This is a genomic window from Aeromonas sp. 602200 (assembly GCF_049173895.1).
In the GTDB taxonomy this organism is placed as follows: Bacteria; Pseudomonadota; Gammaproteobacteria; order Enterobacterales; family Aeromonadaceae; genus Aeromonas; species Aeromonas veronii_A.
This window is the reverse complement of record NZ_JAAKSL010000012.1, coordinates 134,585-150,867: the sequence shown is the minus strand read 5'-3', so window position 1 is coordinate 150,867 and position 16,283 is coordinate 134,585. Positions and strand designations below refer to the sequence as shown.

At 62.4% G+C, this 16,283-nt stretch carries 12 protein-coding genes; 10 read left to right on the top strand and 2 right to left on the bottom strand.

Annotation, left to right across the window (positions count from 1 at the left end; all coding sequences use genetic code 11):
• Positions 1–242 precede the first annotated feature (242 nt).
• Together G5221_RS14950 and G5221_RS14945 are read right to left on the bottom strand one after the other, a co-directional pair.
• The gene (locus G5221_RS14950; RefSeq protein WP_421263508.1) at positions 243–4,043 is read right to left on the bottom strand and encodes a translocation/assembly module TamB domain-containing protein; all 3,801 of its coding nucleotides are present in this window, start codon (positions 4,041–4,043) and stop codon (positions 243–245) included.
• A 61-nt stretch (positions 4,044–4,104) separates the two neighbouring features.
• Positions 4,105–5,880: an autotransporter assembly complex protein TamA gene (locus G5221_RS14945; protein WP_139429391.1), complete on the bottom strand. Its 1,776-nt coding sequence runs from the start codon at positions 5,878–5,880 to the stop codon at positions 4,105–4,107.
• A gap of 515 nt (positions 5,881–6,395) precedes the next feature.
• Between G5221_RS14945 and G5221_RS14940 the strand changes: the two genes are divergently transcribed.
• From G5221_RS14940 to mltB, 10 genes are all read left to right on the top strand, one after another.
• On the top strand, positions 6,396–6,770 hold the full coding sequence (locus G5221_RS14940) for a hypothetical protein (RefSeq protein ID WP_421263507.1): 375 nt from the start codon (positions 6,396–6,398) through the stop codon (positions 6,768–6,770).
• 133 nt (positions 6,771–6,903) lie between these two features.
• On the top strand, positions 6,904–7,182 hold the full coding sequence (locus tag G5221_RS14935) for a peptidylprolyl isomerase (protein WP_033136755.1): 279 nt from the start codon (positions 6,904–6,906) through the stop codon (positions 7,180–7,182).
• 179 nt (positions 7,183–7,361) lie between these two features.
• Positions 7,362–8,036 (top strand): DUF1499 domain-containing protein, encoded by a 675-nt coding sequence (locus G5221_RS14930; protein WP_407956576.1) that lies wholly within the window; start codon positions 7,362–7,364, stop codon positions 8,034–8,036.
• 25 nt (positions 8,037–8,061) lie between these two features.
• A complete protein-coding gene (locus G5221_RS14925) occupies positions 8,062–8,643 on the top strand; it encodes a carboxymuconolactone decarboxylase family protein (protein WP_335818195.1) in 582 nt (193 codons plus the stop codon).
• Entirely contained in the window at positions 8,643–10,796 is a 2,154-nt protein-coding gene (locus tag G5221_RS14920) for an FAD-dependent oxidoreductase (RefSeq protein WP_421263506.1), read from the top strand. Before G5221_RS14925 ends, G5221_RS14920 begins: the two co-directional genes overlap by 1 nt.
• Positions 10,797–10,813: 17 nt before the next feature.
• Positions 10,814–12,037 (top strand): ABC transporter substrate-binding protein, encoded by a 1,224-nt coding sequence (locus G5221_RS14915; RefSeq protein ID WP_421263505.1) that lies wholly within the window; start codon positions 10,814–10,816, stop codon positions 12,035–12,037.
• Between the two features lie 77 nt (positions 12,038–12,114).
• Positions 12,115–13,749 (top strand): ABC transporter permease, encoded by a 1,635-nt coding sequence (locus tag G5221_RS14910; RefSeq protein WP_421263504.1) that lies wholly within the window; start codon positions 12,115–12,117, stop codon positions 13,747–13,749.
• Positions 13,750–13,772: 23 nt separating this feature from the next.
• Positions 13,773–14,423 (top strand): ATP-binding cassette domain-containing protein, encoded by a 651-nt coding sequence (locus G5221_RS14905; RefSeq protein WP_421263503.1) that lies wholly within the window; start codon positions 13,773–13,775, stop codon positions 14,421–14,423.
• 14 nt (positions 14,424–14,437) lie between these two features.
• Entirely contained in the window at positions 14,438–15,052 is a 615-nt protein-coding gene (locus G5221_RS14900) for a CDP-alcohol phosphatidyltransferase family protein (RefSeq protein ID WP_421263502.1), read from the top strand.
• A 131-nt stretch (positions 15,053–15,183) separates the two neighbouring features.
• Positions 15,184–16,266 (top strand): lytic murein transglycosylase B, encoded by a 1,083-nt coding sequence (gene mltB / locus G5221_RS14895; RefSeq protein WP_420924815.1) that lies wholly within the window; start codon positions 15,184–15,186, stop codon positions 16,264–16,266.
• The last annotated feature ends 17 nt before the right edge of the window (positions 16,267–16,283 follow it).

Genomic DNA, 16,283 nt, shown 5'->3' with positions numbered 1-16,283 from the left:
CAAAGGGATCAGACTGTAAATCTGACGGCTCTGCCTTCGAAGGTTCGAATCCTTCTCCCTCCACCATCATTCAGAAAACCCGGCCTAGTGCCGGGTTTTCGCATTTTTGGCCCATCGCAATTCATTCTCCCTCTGCACTGCCAACCTTTATCACGGCTTGCCCGCGGCCGATCGCGCAATACAAAACGGGAGGCCTGCGCCTCCCGTTTAGATTCATATCAGCCCTGTTACGGGATGAAGCGTTACAGAGTAAAGCGATAGAAGATATCGACCGCCTGAGCCACCCCGCTCATCGCCTGCAGATAGAGCCGTGGCAATACCTCGTAGCGCAGCTTGAACTCGGCGATGGGGCTGAAGACCCCGACCCCGTACTGGAACTGCAGGCCCGGCAGCAGATATGCAGACAGAGTCACCTGGGTGTTGTCACCACTGCCCGCCGTATCGAGGGAGACATCGCTCATCCCCAGCGACTCGCCGATGCTCGACACCACGCCGTTGGCCTGACTCACCGCGCCGGCTACCAGCAGGCCGTTGAAACCGCCATCCTCACCGCCGGTCTGCAACCCTTTGCCGCGCAGCAGATAGGAGAGCTGTTCCGACTGCGCCATCTGCGGTTCGGAGTAGACAGTGATCTCCGGCTTGCTGGCAGGGCCAGTCACCCGCACCCCGACCGTCACCTGACCCTCGATGGTATCGGGATCCCGGTTGGCCTCGATGTTGAGGAACGGCCGATCCAGCGGACCGGAGAAGAGGATCCGCCCCTCCTTGATGATGAGGTTCTGACCATAGGCCTTGAAGCGGCCGTTGGTCAGCACCAGCTGGCCGTTGCCTGCCAGCGGTTTCTCGGGATCCTGACGGATATTGAGGCCACCGGAGACATCGGTCTTCAACCCCATGGCATCGAGCTTCACATCGTTGCCAAGGCGGATCGCCACCTTCATCGCCAGCGGCAGGCTGGCCTGCTTGGGAGCCGGGGGCAGATCGTCATAGACCACGGTCACATCATCGGAGACCGCCACCGCCGAATCCGGCAAGCTCTTGACCAGAATGCGTGCCCAGGGAATATCCACCTGACCGGTAATCCGGGTCTCCTCCCCCAGCGACACCGCGATATCGGGCGAGACTCTGACCCGGCCCATGCCCGGATATTGCGCCTCCAGATCCTTACCCTGAATGGTGAGGCTGCCGCTGACCGGCATCTTGGCCCAGCTGAGCCAGCCGCCCAACGCCAGCGGCCCCTTGCCCACCAGCATGGAGCCATCGAGCTCGGCGCGATTTCCCTCGATCTTGAGGCGGGTCACCAGCTTGGTCAGGGTCACCATGTCGGAGTGGGTCTGCACTTCACCGTCACGCAGGTTGAGCTGGCCAAACAGCAGGGGCGCCGCCAGGGTGCCGTCGAAGCGGGCATCGGCGGAGATGATCCCTTGCAGGGAGCGCACCTCAGGGATGAGCGGCGCAAAGGTATTGAGCTTGAGATCGTCAAACTTGAGCTGACCGCCGAGCAGACCGCGACCGGCGGGCTCCCTGATCAGCAGATCGGTATCGATATTGCCGATCTGCTTGGAGGCAAAATCGAGGCGAATGGCCGCCTGCTGCCGCTCGAAATCCAGGGCCAGTGCCAGCTGCTGATAGTCGGTCTTGAGACCATCTGCCACAAAAGTGCCCGGCGTGGTGCGCACCACAGCATGCAGGGTCGGCTGATTGCCACGCCAGCTGGCGCGGCCATCGGCCGAGAGCATCGCCTGCCAGCGGAAGTTGTCCGGCAACCAGGGGCGTAGCCGCTTGAGATCAAACTCGCTCAGGGCAAACTCCAGAGTGCCCTGCGCAGCGGAAACCTGACTCCCCTTGACGCAGAGGCTGGCCCCCTGGGAGCCGAGGCAGAGATCCCCCATCGCCAGCCGCTGACGCGGCAGATCGAGATCCAGTGCCCACGGGGAGCTCAAGTCCCAACGGCGCAGCGGGGTTTTCAGCCGCAACTCGGAGAGCGCCCCGCGCCAGTGATCCCCGCGCACGCCGCCACCCAGTTTGAGGTTGGCCGCAACAGGGTCACCCTTCATGGTCAGGGTCAACAGATGTTGACTGATATCGCCGCTGAGGTTCAGGGCAAGCTGGCTGAGCTTGGTTTCGCCCTGTTTCAACTGCGCCACCAACAACGCGAGATCACCGGCCGGTTTGGCGCCGATCGCCGCATTGCCCTTGAGGCTAATACCCTTCATGTCGGTGCCGGCATAGTAGAGCCGCTCGGAGGCGAGATCCGCATCGATTTTTGGCGTCTGCTGATTGCCACTGACCTTCACCTGTCCCTTGATATCCCCTTTCAGGCCGGGATAGATGCCCCCCAGCTGGGGAGCCAGCAGGTTGGCATCGAGCTTCCACTGGGCGCTGCTGATACTGCCCTTGGCATGCAACTGGTTGGGGCCACTTTGCAGCGAGAGCGTCGGGATCAGCCACTCCATCTTGTCGTTACCGCTAAGCTCCCCCTTGAGGGCCAGCGGATACTGGTTGAGTTTGCCATCCACCTTGAGCTTGGGCAGTTTCAGCTCCCAGTGGCCCGCTTCGTTCATCACGAAACGGCTCTCCAGCTCACCGGCCAGCGTCCCTTTCAGCTCGGGCAGCAGCTCGGCCGGATTGATCCCCTTGAACAGGGTGGTCCCCTGCCACTCGATCCCCTTGTTCCAGGCGAGCTTGCCATCGAGCTTGAGCTCCCCCTTGAGGGCATTGAGCTGCAAGGCGATCTTGCTGAGCCGCTCCAGATCCCCCTTCCCGTCCAGCGCAAGCTTGAAGGGGGGCACATCGGTCCCCTTGCCGGAGGTATTGAGGGCAAACTGGTAGCCGGAGAGCTTGCCCTTGGCAGTCAGGCTCCCTTTGTCCAGCCGATAGCTCGGCTCATCTTTGGCAGGCTTATGAAATGGCCAGCCGAGGCTCTTCCAGTCGAGGGCCAGATCAAAAGGGAGATCCGGGTCGAGGGCGGCCAGCGAGCCCCTGAGATTGGCGGCGACCGGCCCCTTGGCCGACAACGCCAACCCCAGCTTGCCGACCGAACCGCTCAGCGCCAGCGTGGCCTGCTCCCCTTGCAGCTCGCCATCCAGCAGTCCCTTGCGGGCCTTGGCATCCAGCGTCACCGCCAGCGGGTAGTCATCACTTAGCTGAATGTGGCCATTGAGCGCCAGATCGGCCATGGCGTGGCGCAGCGAGAGCTCGCGCACCTCGATGCGATCGTCGGCAGCAGTGGCCGACAGCAGCAACCTGTCGAGCCCTTCGATCAACTCGCCCTGCTTATATTGCACCCGGGTCGCGCTGACCCCTTCCAGCTTGATGGGGAAAGGAAGATGAATGGCGGGCAGGAGAATGGGGGCAGCCTTTGCCGTATTTGCAGCTGGCGCCCCTTTGCCCTGTTTGGCTGTCTCGGCGCTGGCCTTGTCGTTGCGCGCCACCGCAGCACCGGCTTGCTTCTCGTTAGCGGCTGGCTGCTTGGCAGATTTGGCTGCGCTGGCGGGTGCCGCGTCATCCAGCGTCACCGTCAGGTTATCAAGCACCGGGCCGCGTACAATCAGCCCCTTGCGGTTGAGGGTGGCGCCGATATCGAGGGACCCCAGGGTCACGGCAACACCGGGCACCGCCAGATCGAGATCGGCCACCTTGAGGCTGTCGACCTGAATTTTGAGTGGCAGCGGGCGCCAGACAAAGGGTTCGGAAGGCTCTTCCGGTGCAGGCTCCGAGTCGGCCACCTTCACCACCGGATGAGTCACTTCAAGCGATTTGATCCAGAGTTTGCCCTGCAGCAACTTGCCGAGATCCCAGTCGAGCACGGCGCGATCCACCGTGACATCCACCAGCTCATCCTGCCAGCCGGCCCCTTCCAGGGTCCAGCCATAGCCAAGCTGACCGGCAACCAGCTCCCCCTTGAGGGAAGGCAGCGCCCCTTTGGCCTGTTGCCACAACCACTTGTTGCCCTGATGGGTAAAGCCCAGCAGGCTGACGCCGATGAGCAGCAGGAACACCAGCCCCATCAGCCAGAGAAAGATGCGTTTTAGCCAGATCACAATGCAGACCCCCGCGAAAGATACAGCCGCAGCGGCCAAAGAAAAAAGCGTTTAGACAACATCATAATTCAGGCCCCAGTGCGAAATGCAGCCGCAAGGGCTTGTCCTCCTCCGATACCCCGACCGCCAGATCCAGCCTGACCTGGCCGATGGGGGTGACCCAGCGCACACCGACGCCGGTACCTATTTTCCAGGGCTCGCTGTAATCGGTGGTGGAGGTGCCGCCATCCACAAACATGGCCCCCAGCCACTTCTCGCTGAAGCGGTAGTTGTATTCCAGACTGGCCACGCTGGTGTAGCGGCCACCGGTCAGCTTGCCATCCGGCCCGGTGGGGGAGATGCTCTCGTAACCAAAGCCGCGCACCGTCTGATCGCCACCGGTAAAGAAGCGCAAAGACGGCGGCACCAACGAGAAGCTGTCACCTATGATGGCCCCCTGCTCTGCCCGCATCAGGAATCTGTGGTTATCGCCAAGAGTTCTCAGCCACTTGCTGCGTCCCCACACCCGCATAAAGCTGATGTCGGAGCCCCATCTGGGGTCGGAGAACTCCAGCGTCAGTTGCTGGCGATCCCCCCAATCGGGCACCAGGGTGCCGCGCACCCGCAGTCGGGACCAGGAGACCCCGGGGATCAGCAGCAAGCTGTTCCCCTCGTCGGCGCCCTGGGTATAGATCTCGTTCTCCAGCCGGATAAAGACGTCCCGATCCCAGCTCTCCGGCCGCCGCGTCCAGCGGTGCACACCGATGGTAGTGAGATCGGATCGGGTATCGTTGTTGTCCTTGTACTGGTAACCGGTCTGGATGGAGTAGTAGTCCCGCAGCGGGTTGCCCACCGGGATCTGGTAGTCGAAGCTGAGCTCGGCCTCCGGCGCCGACACCTTGGCGGTGGCAAACAGGCGGTGGCCGTAGCGGTTGACCCAGGGCTTCTCCCAGGTGGCACTCATCCGCGGCCCTACGTCGGTGGCATAACCGATACCGGTCTCGATTTCGTGATCGACCCGGTTATCCAGCGTCACCGCGATGGGCACCCGATAGTTGCTCGCCTCGCTCAATACCGGCTTGATATCGACCTGACGGAACAGCTTGGTGGAGGAGACATCCTGCGACATCTCGGCCAGACGGATAGCGAGATAGGGATCGCCGCTCTTGATGTTGATAAGCGGGCGAATAAGGTGAAGCGCTTCGGGAGTGGCATCGTAGCGGATCTCGCCAAAACGGTAGCGATGGCCCGATTCGAACAGAATAAAGATCTCTGCCGTCCCCTTGTCCGGGAACACCTTGACCTGACTCTTGCTCAGCTTGGCATCAAAGTAACCGCGGGCCAGCCCGAGGCTGCCCAGATCCGCCTTGATGGATTCATATTTGGCGTGATTGAGGGGTTCACCCTCTTTGAGGGGCAACTTGTCCAGCAGGGCGCTGTAGAGCTCGTCGCTGCCTGCATCCCCCTCCAGCAGAATATCGAGGCGGGAGACGATGACCGGCTCCCCCTTGTCCACCTCAATCACCACTTTGGACGGAGTTTTCTTGTCGCGGCTCAGGGTGATTTTCGGCTGGTAGTAGCCATAAACCTGCAGCGCCTTTTGCACGCTCTCGGTGATTTTGGCGCGGGCCGGACGGTATTGCCGCTCCTGATAGACCGGCAGGGCATTGAGGTAGGCTTCAACGTTATCCTTGTTCTCCCCTTTCAACCCCTTGACCTGATAGGTGAGCTTGGCAGCAAACGCGGGCGAAGCCAGCAGCGACAGCAACAGGCCCACCCCTAGTACCCGCAGGCCGCGGCGAAACGCAGGGCCGGACAGTAAACGCCCTGCCAGCAGGGATGAAATGCATCCTGTCAAAGGTCAATATTCCTGAATCTGTGGTGAAGGAAACCAGCGCCCTTTCGGGCCAACCCCGAATGCGGCGCAGCACGCCATGCAGTGCATGGCCGTGACACAAAAATGCGCGCCAGAAAAATGGCGAACCTTATCCTAACATAGGCATCGGCCAGCGACAGCGCGGTGCCATTGGCAAATTCACCATATCTTTTAAGAGGTTGACCACAAATCACACATTTTGCTGACAATGACGACGCCCGCTTTCCCGATGAGGGCGATCTGACCCGGCCTGAACAAGGTTGTCTTCGTCGTAAGGCCCCCCTTTGTCACCTATCCCCCTCTCTTTACCACCAGAGACCCACCACGACAGAGTTTGTCGGCATCACCCCACCCTCACCGTTTAACAGGCCCGGCACACACCAAAGCCCGCCGTAGCGGGTGATTAAGAATTGCTCGTTCAGCGCAATCGAATTATCCCGCTGCCTTTGCGAACGTCCCTCCCTCACACTTGAACCATCAACTGAAGGAGACACATCATGCATGCACGTAGCGAACAGATGGCTGACTATATTGCCGATCGTCTCGAGTTCATCACCTTTCTCGCCTGTTGCAGCGCCTTGCTGGCCCTGCTGACCGGCATGAGTGGCCAGCAGGCGCTGGCCTTTACCGCCCTGAACCTGCCGTTTGGTCTCGGCATTTTGCTGGCGATGGCGCTGCTGGCCCCCCTGCCCGTCCACTGGCGGCTGCCGGGGATCACTTTGCTGCTGGCAGGGAGCGCCCTGATGACCCTGCAACTGGGGGGAGAGTGGCTCAATCCGCTGGCCATCTGGAGCCTCTACGCCCTGCTCGGGCTGGAGATCATCTGGCAAGCGCGTCCCCGCGCCGTGCTGGCCACCCGCGCTCGCCAATAACAGGGCTGACGATCGCCGGTAAATGGCGGGTTGTGATGGCTGACGCCGGTGGCAAATTGGGGTACTCTTGCGCCCCGATTTGCTACCACCCTTGGCGTTAACAACCTTCGCCATCACTCCCAGGAGCGCCCCGATGAAAAAAGCCTGTGCCCAGCACATTCTGGTCAAGACCGAAAAACAGTGTCTGGAGATCAAGGAGAAGATCGAGAAGGGAGCCGACTTCGGCCAGATGGCCAAGCGCTTCTCCACCTGCGCCTCCTCAAAACGCAGCGGCGATCTGGGGGAGTTCAACAAGGGGGACATGGTCAAGCCCTTTGACGATGCCGTCTTCAAGGGCGAACTGCTCAAGGTGCTGGGGCCGGTGCGCACCAAGTTCGGCTTTCACCTGATCAAAGTGCTCTATCGCAACTAAGTCATCGCAACTGACCATCTTCTCGGTGAAGCTCCCCTCAGGCGGGCTTCACCGACCTCTGCATCTTCCTCGCAAAACTGGCCAAAACCACGCCAAACTCTCATCAATTTACTAACGTTATCAGGCAATTAAGTTTATCCTTCTCGGCATTGTCCACATTCGACGATGGATCCCGTGCTATGCCCCGCTCTTGCTTGTGGCCCCTGCTGGCCTGGTTACTCCCGCTCGCTGGCGCCCTCGGCAGCCGCCTTCATCTCTGGCCCTGGTGGATCGGTTTTGCGATCTGTCTCATCGGAGCCCTTGTTTCCCTGATCTTGCTGGTACGCCTGCCCTGGAGCCGCAACCGCTACGCCTGCGGCCTTGGCGCCTTGCCACTGCTGCTACCGCTGACCTTTGTGCTGCAGGCGCTGCGGATGCCGCTGATCAACGATGTGAGCACAGATCCCTACAATCCCCCCCAGCTACGCTGGGCGGCAGAGCTCAGAACAGCGCAGGATCTGCCAATTAATAGCGCCCCGCTGAAAGCATTTGAAAGAAATCCCGGTCCTCTCTTTACCCATACCGCCCCCGAAGAGGTGGTTATTGAGGCTGAGGAGCTGATGCAGGAGCTGGGCTGGCAGGTACGACCAAGCCCCGACGGTCTGGATGCCGTGGTCACCACCGGCTGGTTCGGCTTTCAGGATGATGTGGCGCTGCGGGTCTTTGCTGGCCCCAAAGAGACCCGCATCGATATGCGATCAGCCTCCCGTCAGGGGCAAAGCGATCTGGGCACCAACCGGGCGCGGATCGAGGATTTCCTGACCCGCCTGAATGAGCGCCTCGGCCAGGCCTACAAACCCAATTTAAAACCGTAAGTGTGAAACGACAAGAAGGTAACTGATGCGCGTTGAGGTCAAACCCGACCGGGAATATGCCTGGTTTATCCGCCCCTTTTTCTGGCTGCAAAAGCGCAACTATGGTCAGGTGCTTATTCCGGGCAAGTGCTGGGGCCGCTCGCCGCGCCTCTTTGCCGCCGTCGCCACCCTCTACGGCGTCATCAACCGCAAGCGATCTCCCATCGATCCCGTGCTGCGCTCGCTGGTGACGGTGCGGGTCTCCCAGCTCAACTGGTGTCGTTTTTGCGTCGACATCAATGCCATGACCCTGGTAAAGAGAGCCGGCTCCAGCGAGAAGGTGGAGGCGCTGGCCAACTGGCGCGAAAGCTCCTTGTTTGACGAGCGGGAAAAAGCGGTGCTCGACTATACCGAGGCGATGACCGGGCTGGATGGGGTGAGCGATGAGCAGGCGGCCCGCCTCAAGCTCTGGTTCGATGACGATGCCATGGTGGAGTTGACCGGTCTTATCGCCTTCCAGAACATGTCGGCCAAGTTCAACGCCGCCCTCGATATCGCGCCGCAGGGCTTCTGCCAGCTGCCGGTGCAACCGGAACGCCCTGCCAAGCCTGACAGCAAGGACGCCTGATGAACCGGACCCGCCTGCTGCTTGCGCTGGTGATGGGGAGCCTTATCGGCACCTTTTTTGCCCTCGATCTCGGTCGTTACCTCACTCTGGACGCCTTGCAGGCCCAGCAGGCGGCAGTGGCGCAATGGGTCGACAGCCACTTTGTCTCGGCCAGCCTGCTGTTCGTGCTTATCTATGTGCTGAGCACCGCCCTCTCCCTGCCCGGCGCCAGCCTGCTCACCCTGGGTGGCAGCGCAGTGTTCGGCGTCGCCTGGGGGCTGCTGCTGGTCTCCTTTGCCAGCACCCTAGGCGCAACCCTCGCCTTTCTCAGCGCCCGTTTTCTACTGCGTGACTGGGTCGAGCAGCGCTTTGGCGACAAGCTGGCCACCTTTCAGTCCGGCATGGCGAAGGAGGGAGCCTTCTATCTGCTCAGCCTGCGCCTCATCCCCATCTTCCCCTTCTTTCTGGTCAATCTGCTGATGGGGCTCACCCCCATCAGAGTCAGCACCTACTACTGGGTCAGCCAGCTTGGCATGTTGCCCGGCACCTTCGTCTATGTGCTGGCGGGCAGCGAGCTTGGCCAGTTAACCAGCACCGGCAATATTCTCTCCCCCGGCCTGATGGTCGCGTTGACCCTGCTGGGGCTGATGCCCTGGCTGGTCAAGAAATTGACCGACAAGCTCGCGCTGCGCCGCTTGCTCTCCCCCTACCGCAAACCCGCTCGCTACGACTACAACCTGCTGGTGATCGGTGCCGGTGCAGGTGGGCTGGTCACCAGCTATATCGCGGCAGCGGTGAAGGCCAAGGTGGCGCTCATCGAGAAACACAAGATGGGGGGCGATTGCCTCAACAGCGGTTGCGTCCCCTCCAAGGCGCTGATCCGAAGCGCCCGCTTTGCCGCAGAGCAGCGTAAAGCCGACGAGCTGGGCTTTAGCCCAAGCCACTCCCGCGCCGATTTTACCGCCGTGATGGAGCGGGTAGCGGAGGTTATCAAGGAGGTCGAGCCACACGACTCCATCGAACGCTATCAGGGGCTTGGAGTGGAATGCATCGAAGGGGAGGCGCGGCTGGTCTCCCCCTGGGAGGTAGAAGTGAACGGCCAGCGCCTCGCCAGCCGCCATATCGTTATCGCCACCGGCGCCCGACCGTTGGTGCCCAAGCTGCCGGGGCTGGATCAGGTGCCTTACCTCACCTCGGATAGCCTCTGGCAGCTGCGCACCCCGCCGCGCCGCCTGCTGGTGCTGGGCGGCGGCCCCATCGGCTGCGAGCTGGCCCAGAGCTTCGCCCTGCTCGGCATTCCCGTGACCTTGGTGGAACTCTCGGAGCAACTGCTGCCCCGCGAAGAGAGAGAGGTCGCCGATGCGCTGGCCGGGCAGATGAGCCGCGATGGCGTGCAGCTACTCACCGGCTGGTGCGCCGAACGAGCAGACTATCTGCCCGCAGCCGAGGGGGATCTCCCCATCCGGCTGCAACTGCGCCGGGGCGAAGAAATACAGGTGGTGGAAGGGGATCAACTGCTGCTGGCACTGGGTCGGGTCGCCAATGTGAGCGGCTTCGGGCTCGAAGAGTTGGGAGTCGAGCTTGCCCCCCGTGGCAACATTGCGGTCGATGGTTTTCTTGCCACCAACTTCCCCAGCATACTGGCAGTGGGAGACGTAGCGGGCCCTTACCAGTTCACCCACTTTGCCGCCCATCAGGCCTGGTATGCGGCAGTAAATGCCCTGTTTGGCCAGTTCAAGCGCTTTCGGGCCGACTATCGGGTTATTCCGGCGGCCACCTACACCACGCCGGAGATTGCCCGGGTCGGCCTAAATCGCAAGGAAGCCGAAGCGCAGGGGATTCCCTTCGAGGCGACCCGCTTCGAGCTGGCCGAGCTGGATCGCGCCATCGCCGATGGGGAGCGCCACGGTTTTGTCGAGGTGCTGACCGTGCCGGGCAAGGATACTATCCTTGGCGCCACCATAGTGGGCACTCACGCCGGTGAGCGGATCGCCGAGTTCGTGCTCGCCATGCGTCACCGCCTCGGCCTTGGCAAGATCCTCGGCACCATTCACGCCTATCCCACCCTGATGGAGGGGAACAAATACGTGGCAGGTGAATGGAAACGGGCCCACCAGCCCACCCGGGTGCTGGCGTTGCTGGCCCGTTATCACCGCTGGCGCCGTGGCGCCTGACAATCAGGGAAACATTTATGCTCAAGCCATTCTCACAGCTCTGCTCACACCTCAACTCACACTGCAGATCTCGGCTCAAACAGCGGCTAAATGCGCTGCTGTGCGCCCTGCCCCTGCTGGCCAGCGGCCCGCTGTTGGCGGCCAACCCAGACGATAACTGGCAACGGACCCTTGAGGAGGCGAAGGGACAGACCGTCTACTTCAACGCCTGGGGCGGCAGCCCGGAGATCAACGCCTATCTGGTGTGGGCCGGGCAGGAGCTGGCGCGCGACTATCAGGTCAAACTGGTGCAGGTGAAGGTGGATGATATCGCCCAGAGCGTCAGTCAACTGCTGGCCAACAAGCTGGCAGGCAAGCAAGCTGGCGGGCCCATCGATCTGCTCTGGGTCAACGGCGAGAACTTCAAGGTGCTCAAGGAGCAGGGGCTGCTCGGCGCTCCCTTTACCTCCGAGCTGCCCAACATGGCACTGGTCGACAGCAGCCTGCCGGTGAGTGAGGACTTCACCCTGCCGGTGGAAGGGCTGGAAGCCCCCTGGGGCATCGGCCAGCTCAATCTGATGGTCGACACCGAAGAGGTCGCCAGAGCGCCCACCTCGGCAGCAGCCCTGCTGGCGTGGGCCAAGGCCCATCCCGGTCGCTTCACCTACCCCAAGCCGCCCCAGTTCCATGGCTCCAGCTTTCTCAAGCAGATCCTGCTGGAGTTGACGCCAGACCCCGCCCCCCTCTATCGGGAGGCGACCGATACCGAGTTTACCCAACTCACCGCCCCGCTCTGGGCCTGGCTCGATGAGCTGCATCCGGCACTCTGGCGCAAGGGCAAACTGTTCCCCACCAGCGCCGCCGAAACCCGCCAGCTGCTCGATGATGGCGAACTGGCCATGGCCATCAGCTTCAATCCGCAGGAGGCGCAGAGCGCCGCCCAGATTGGCGCCCTGCCCCCCAGCGTGGAAGCGGTAGCCATGGAGAAAGGGGCGCTCACCAACAGCCATTTTCTCGCCATCCCCTTCAACGCCAGTGCCCGTGCGGGTGCCAAGGTGGTGGCCAACTTCCTGCTGAGCCCGGCGGCGCAGGCGCGCAAGGCCAATCCGGCCTTCTGGGGTGATCCCAGCGTGCTGCGGGCCGGTGCCCTGCCTGACCCCGCCAAGGGGCAACCGGCACTGCGCTTCAAAGCGGTGGCCGAGCCTCACCCCAGCTGGCAGCTCAAGCTGGAAGCGGCCTGGGCCGAGCGTTACGGTCACTGATGAGTGCCGCTGGTCACCCGCTTTCCCGCTCCCGACCGTGGCGCCAGTTGACACGCCACCCCACTATGAGTACGGGGATGGCGGTCATTTATCTGGCACTCTTCGTCATCCCATTGCTGGCGGGGCTGTGGCAACTGCTGGCGGAGGGGATGGCCGCCTCTCATCTCGCCTTGCTGCTCGCCCAACCCGGTCTTTGGCACTCAGCAGCACTGAGCCTGTGGATTGGCGCCGCCTCGACCCTTGGCAGCCTGCTGTTGACCGCCCTGCTGCTGGCCCACAGCGACAGCCGGGCTTTCGGGCTGCTCCGTCGCCTGCTCTCGCCTATGCTGGCCATGCCCCACGTCGCCTTTGCCATCGGCTTTGCCTTTCTGCTCGCCCCCTCCGGCTGGCTGCTGCGGCTCCTCTCGCCAGCTCTAACGGGGTTTGATCTTCCCCCCGATTGGCAAACCATTCGGGATCCTTGGGGGCTCGGGCTGATTGCACTGCTCGTTTTCAAGGAGACCCCCTTTTTGCTGCTGATGGCGATGGCCGCGCAGCAACCCATCCAGCTGGCACGCCAGCAGTGGCTGGGGACAAGCCTTGGCTTCAGCGCCCCCCAGATCTGGTGGCGCCTGCTGCTGCCCGCCCTCTGGCCTGCCCTGCGCCTGCCCATCTATGCGGTGGCGGCCTACGGAGTGGCGGTGGTGGATCTCGCCCAGCTGCTCGGGCCTGACACCCCCGCCCCGCTGGCGGTACGGCTGTGGCTTTGGTATCAGGATCCGGATCTGCTCTGGCGCGGCGCCACCGCCAGCGGCGCCCTGCTGCTGCTCGCTATCACGGCGCTGCTGATCGCCATGCTCAGATTACTGGAGTGGCTTCATCAAGAGGTGGGCAAAGGCTGCTGGCTCGATGGCAAACGGGCGGCGCCCCACTCCTTTGCCAACCGGCTCGCAGCGGGCTTTGCCTTCACCCTGATCACCCTCAATCTGGCGGTGCTGGTGGCCCTGCTGCTCTGGTCGCTGGCGCGCCGCTGGCCCTTTCCCGCCCTCTGGCCCAGCCAGTGGAGCAGTCACTACTGGCTGGATCTGCTGCCAAGCCTGCTGCCACTGCTAACGACCAGCATCCTGCTGGCACTGACGAGCGGCTTGCTGGCACTGGTGATGACGGTGCTGAGTCTGGAGGCGCAAGCCGGGCGCCGCCCCTGGCCACTCTGGCTTATCTACCTGCCGCTGTTGCTGCCACAGGCGAGCCTGCTGTTTGGCATCCGGCTCGGGTTGGACTGGCTTGCACATGACTCAATAAGTAGCGGTATTGGCTGGGGCTGGGTGCTCTGGAGCCAACTGCTGTTTGTCTTTCCCTATGTCTATCTCTGCCTGCATGGCCCCTATCGCCAGTTCGATCCGCGGATCACCCAGAGCGCCCTGCTGCTGGGGGCAACGCCATGGCGAGCCTGGTGGCAGGTGAAAGCGCCACTGCTGGCGCGCCCGCTGCTGTTTGCCTTCGGCGTCGGGGCAGCCGTGAGTTTGGCCCAGTATCTGCCGACCCTACTCTTTGGCGCGGGCAGAGTGGTCACCATCACCACCGAAGCGGTGGCCATCGGCAGCGGCCTCAACCGGCGACTGGCGGGGCTATACGGTCTGCTGCAACTGCTGCTGCCGCTCGTTATCTATCTGCTGGCGCTCTGGCTGCCGGCGCGGATCAATCCGGCGCTCAAGGGGGGCGGCTCACGATGAACTCTCATGATGGAAATAGCCATATGCTGAGCACCACGCCTCTTCGGCTTTACCTTGATGAAAATCTGCTGCTCTCGCTGCCCGCCCTGCAAGTGGCACCCGGCGAGGTATTGACCCTGATGGGCCCCAGCGGCTGTGGTAAAAGCTCCCTGCTGGCAGGGCTGGCAGGAGTACTGCCCGGCGCGCAGACAGATGGCGGCCCGATCCGGCTGGAGGGGGAGATAAGGCTCGGCGAGCGGCAACTCAACACCTTGCCTGCGCAAGCGCGGCGCATCGGCATGCTGTTTCAGGATGACCTGCTGTTCGACCATCTGACGGTGGCGGAGAACCTGATGTTCGGCATGCCAGCGACCATCAAGGGAAAACGCGCGCGGCGGGAAAAGGCACTGGCCGCATTGGCACAGGTCGCGCTGGCGGATCAGGCTGACAAGCTGCCGCAGCTGCTGTCAGGGGGTCAGCGGGCGCGGGTCAGCCTGCTGCGGGCACTGTTGGCCGAACCCGACACCCTGCTGCTGGACGAGCCCTTCTCCCGCCTCGACAAGCCGCTGCGGGCCGCCTTTCGCGAACTGGTGTTCGCGCAGATCAAAGCGCTGGCCATCCCCGCTATTCTGGTGACCCACGACGAAGAGGATGCACCGGGCACCATACTCAATCTTACCGAATCCTGTTTTTAACCGAGGAGTTCACCTTGTTTGACCGCCACCTGATCCCCGTGATCCGCAGCCCTCTCACCCAGCTTGCCAAACCGCTCTGCCGCGCCGGGGTCAGTGCCAATCAGGTGAGCCTCACCGGCTTTGCCATCGGCATGCTGGCGCTGCCGCTGCTGTCCTTTGGTTGCTATCAGTGGGCACTGGCGGCCATCCTGCTCAACCGGCTGCTGGACGGGCTCGATGGCGCCGTGGCGCGGGAAACCGGCATCACCGATTGCGGCGGCTTTCTCGACATCACGCTCGACTTTATTTTCTACGCCGCCGTGGTGCTGGGCTTTGCCCTCGCCGCCCCTGCCAATGCGCTGCCCGCCGCCACCCTGCTGTTTGCCTTTATGGGCACCGGCTCGAGCTTTCTGGCGTTTGCCATCATGGCGGGCAAGCGGGGGATCGACAATCCGGTCTACCACCACAAATCCCTCTACTATCTGGGTGGCCTCACCGAGGGGAGCGAGACCATCGCCCTCTTTGTGCTGATGTGCCTGTGGCCCGCCGCCTTCGCCCCGCTCGCCTACGGCTTTACCCTGCTCTGCGCCATCACCACCCTGACCCGGCTCTGGAGCGGCTACCACACCCTGCGTCCCCCCCAGCCATAAACAGCACAGCCCTCACCGGAGGGCTAATCCATCGCACGATGAATTGGCGGCAAACAAGGCGCACGGAACACTTGCACGGGGATGACAATGTTTTACCATTGCGACACTTTATCAGTCTCTTTGAGAACCCTATGCGTCGCCTTGCTTCTCTTCTCACTCTGTCGTTATTCCCCCTGCTCGGTGGCTGCAGCAGCGCCCCTGCGCCAAAGCCCGTTGTCGTCCCCCAGCCCAAGAGCGCCTTTATCAATCAGGCACCATCGAGCAAACCCGTTTATACACAAGGGGTTAGCAAGGGGGACTTCGCCAATCGCCCCAACGTGGACAGGTTCGTCCAGAAGATGGTCGAGAAGCACGGTTTTGACAACGCCCAGCTGCATCAGGTGCTGGCACAGGCAGAGCGTTACGACTGGATCATCCGCCTGATGGATGCCCAGGCGCCGACCACCGCCAAGCCCACCGGCCCGACCGGTGCCTGGAACCGCTATCGCGCCAAGTTCATCACCCCCGACAACGTACAGAACGGCGTCAACTTCTGGCGTGAATACGCAAGCGAGCTCAATCGGGCGGAGCAGATCTACGGGGTGCCGCCGGAGATCATCGTCGGTATTATCGGGGTCGAGACCAGATGGGGCCGGGTGATGGGCAAGACCCGCATTCTGGATGCGCTGGCCACCCTGGCGTTTGATTACCCGCGCCGTGCCGAGTTCTTCACGAGCGAATTGGAAGCCTTCCTGGTGATGACCCGCGACGAGGGGATGGATCCCACCGAACCAAAGGGCTCCTATGCAGGCGCCATGGGCTACGGCCAGTTTATGCCCTCCAGCTTCCAGCGCTATGCGGTGGACTTTGACGGCAACGGCCACACCAACCTGTGGGATCCGGTGGATGCCATCGGCAGCGTCGCCAACTACTTCAAGGCCCACGGCTGGGAGAAAGGTCAACCGGTTGCAGTACGCGGTCAGGGCCAACTGCCCGGCTATGAGCATGGCTTCCAGACCCGCTACCCGGTCGCCACCCTGCGCCGCGCAGGGCTGACGCCAACCAGCAGCCTGGGCAACCACAGCGAAGCGAGCCTGCTGCGCCTCGATGTGGGCACCGGCTACCAATACTGGTACGGCCTGCCCAACTTCTACACCATCACCCGTTACAACCACAGTACCCACTATGCCATGGCGGTATGGCAGCTGGGTCTGGCGGTGAAAGCCGCGCGCTGACAACTCGCTGGCATAAA

Coding starts and splice junctions, on each gene's coding strand:
- G5221_RS14940 (WP_421263507.1), top strand. CDS start 6,396: ATGCATGCACGTAGCGAACAGATGGCTGACTATATTGCCGATCGTCTC.
- G5221_RS14935 (WP_033136755.1), top strand. CDS start 6,904: ATGAAAAAAGCCTGTGCCCAGCACATTCTGGTCAAGACCGAAAAACAG.
- G5221_RS14930 (WP_407956576.1), top strand. CDS start 7,362: ATGCCCCGCTCTTGCTTGTGGCCCCTGCTGGCCTGGTTACTCCCGCTC.
- G5221_RS14925 (WP_335818195.1), top strand. CDS start 8,062: ATGCGCGTTGAGGTCAAACCCGACCGGGAATATGCCTGGTTTATCCGC.
- G5221_RS14920 (WP_421263506.1), top strand. CDS start 8,643: ATGAACCGGACCCGCCTGCTGCTTGCGCTGGTGATGGGGAGCCTTATC.
- G5221_RS14915 (WP_421263505.1), top strand. CDS start 10,814: ATGCTCAAGCCATTCTCACAGCTCTGCTCACACCTCAACTCACACTGC.
- G5221_RS14910 (WP_421263504.1), top strand. CDS start 12,115: ATGGCGGTCATTTATCTGGCACTCTTCGTCATCCCATTGCTGGCGGGG.
- G5221_RS14905 (WP_421263503.1), top strand. CDS start 13,773: ATGCTGAGCACCACGCCTCTTCGGCTTTACCTTGATGAAAATCTGCTG.
- mltB (WP_420924815.1), top strand. CDS start 15,184: ATGCGTCGCCTTGCTTCTCTTCTCACTCTGTCGTTATTCCCCCTGCTC.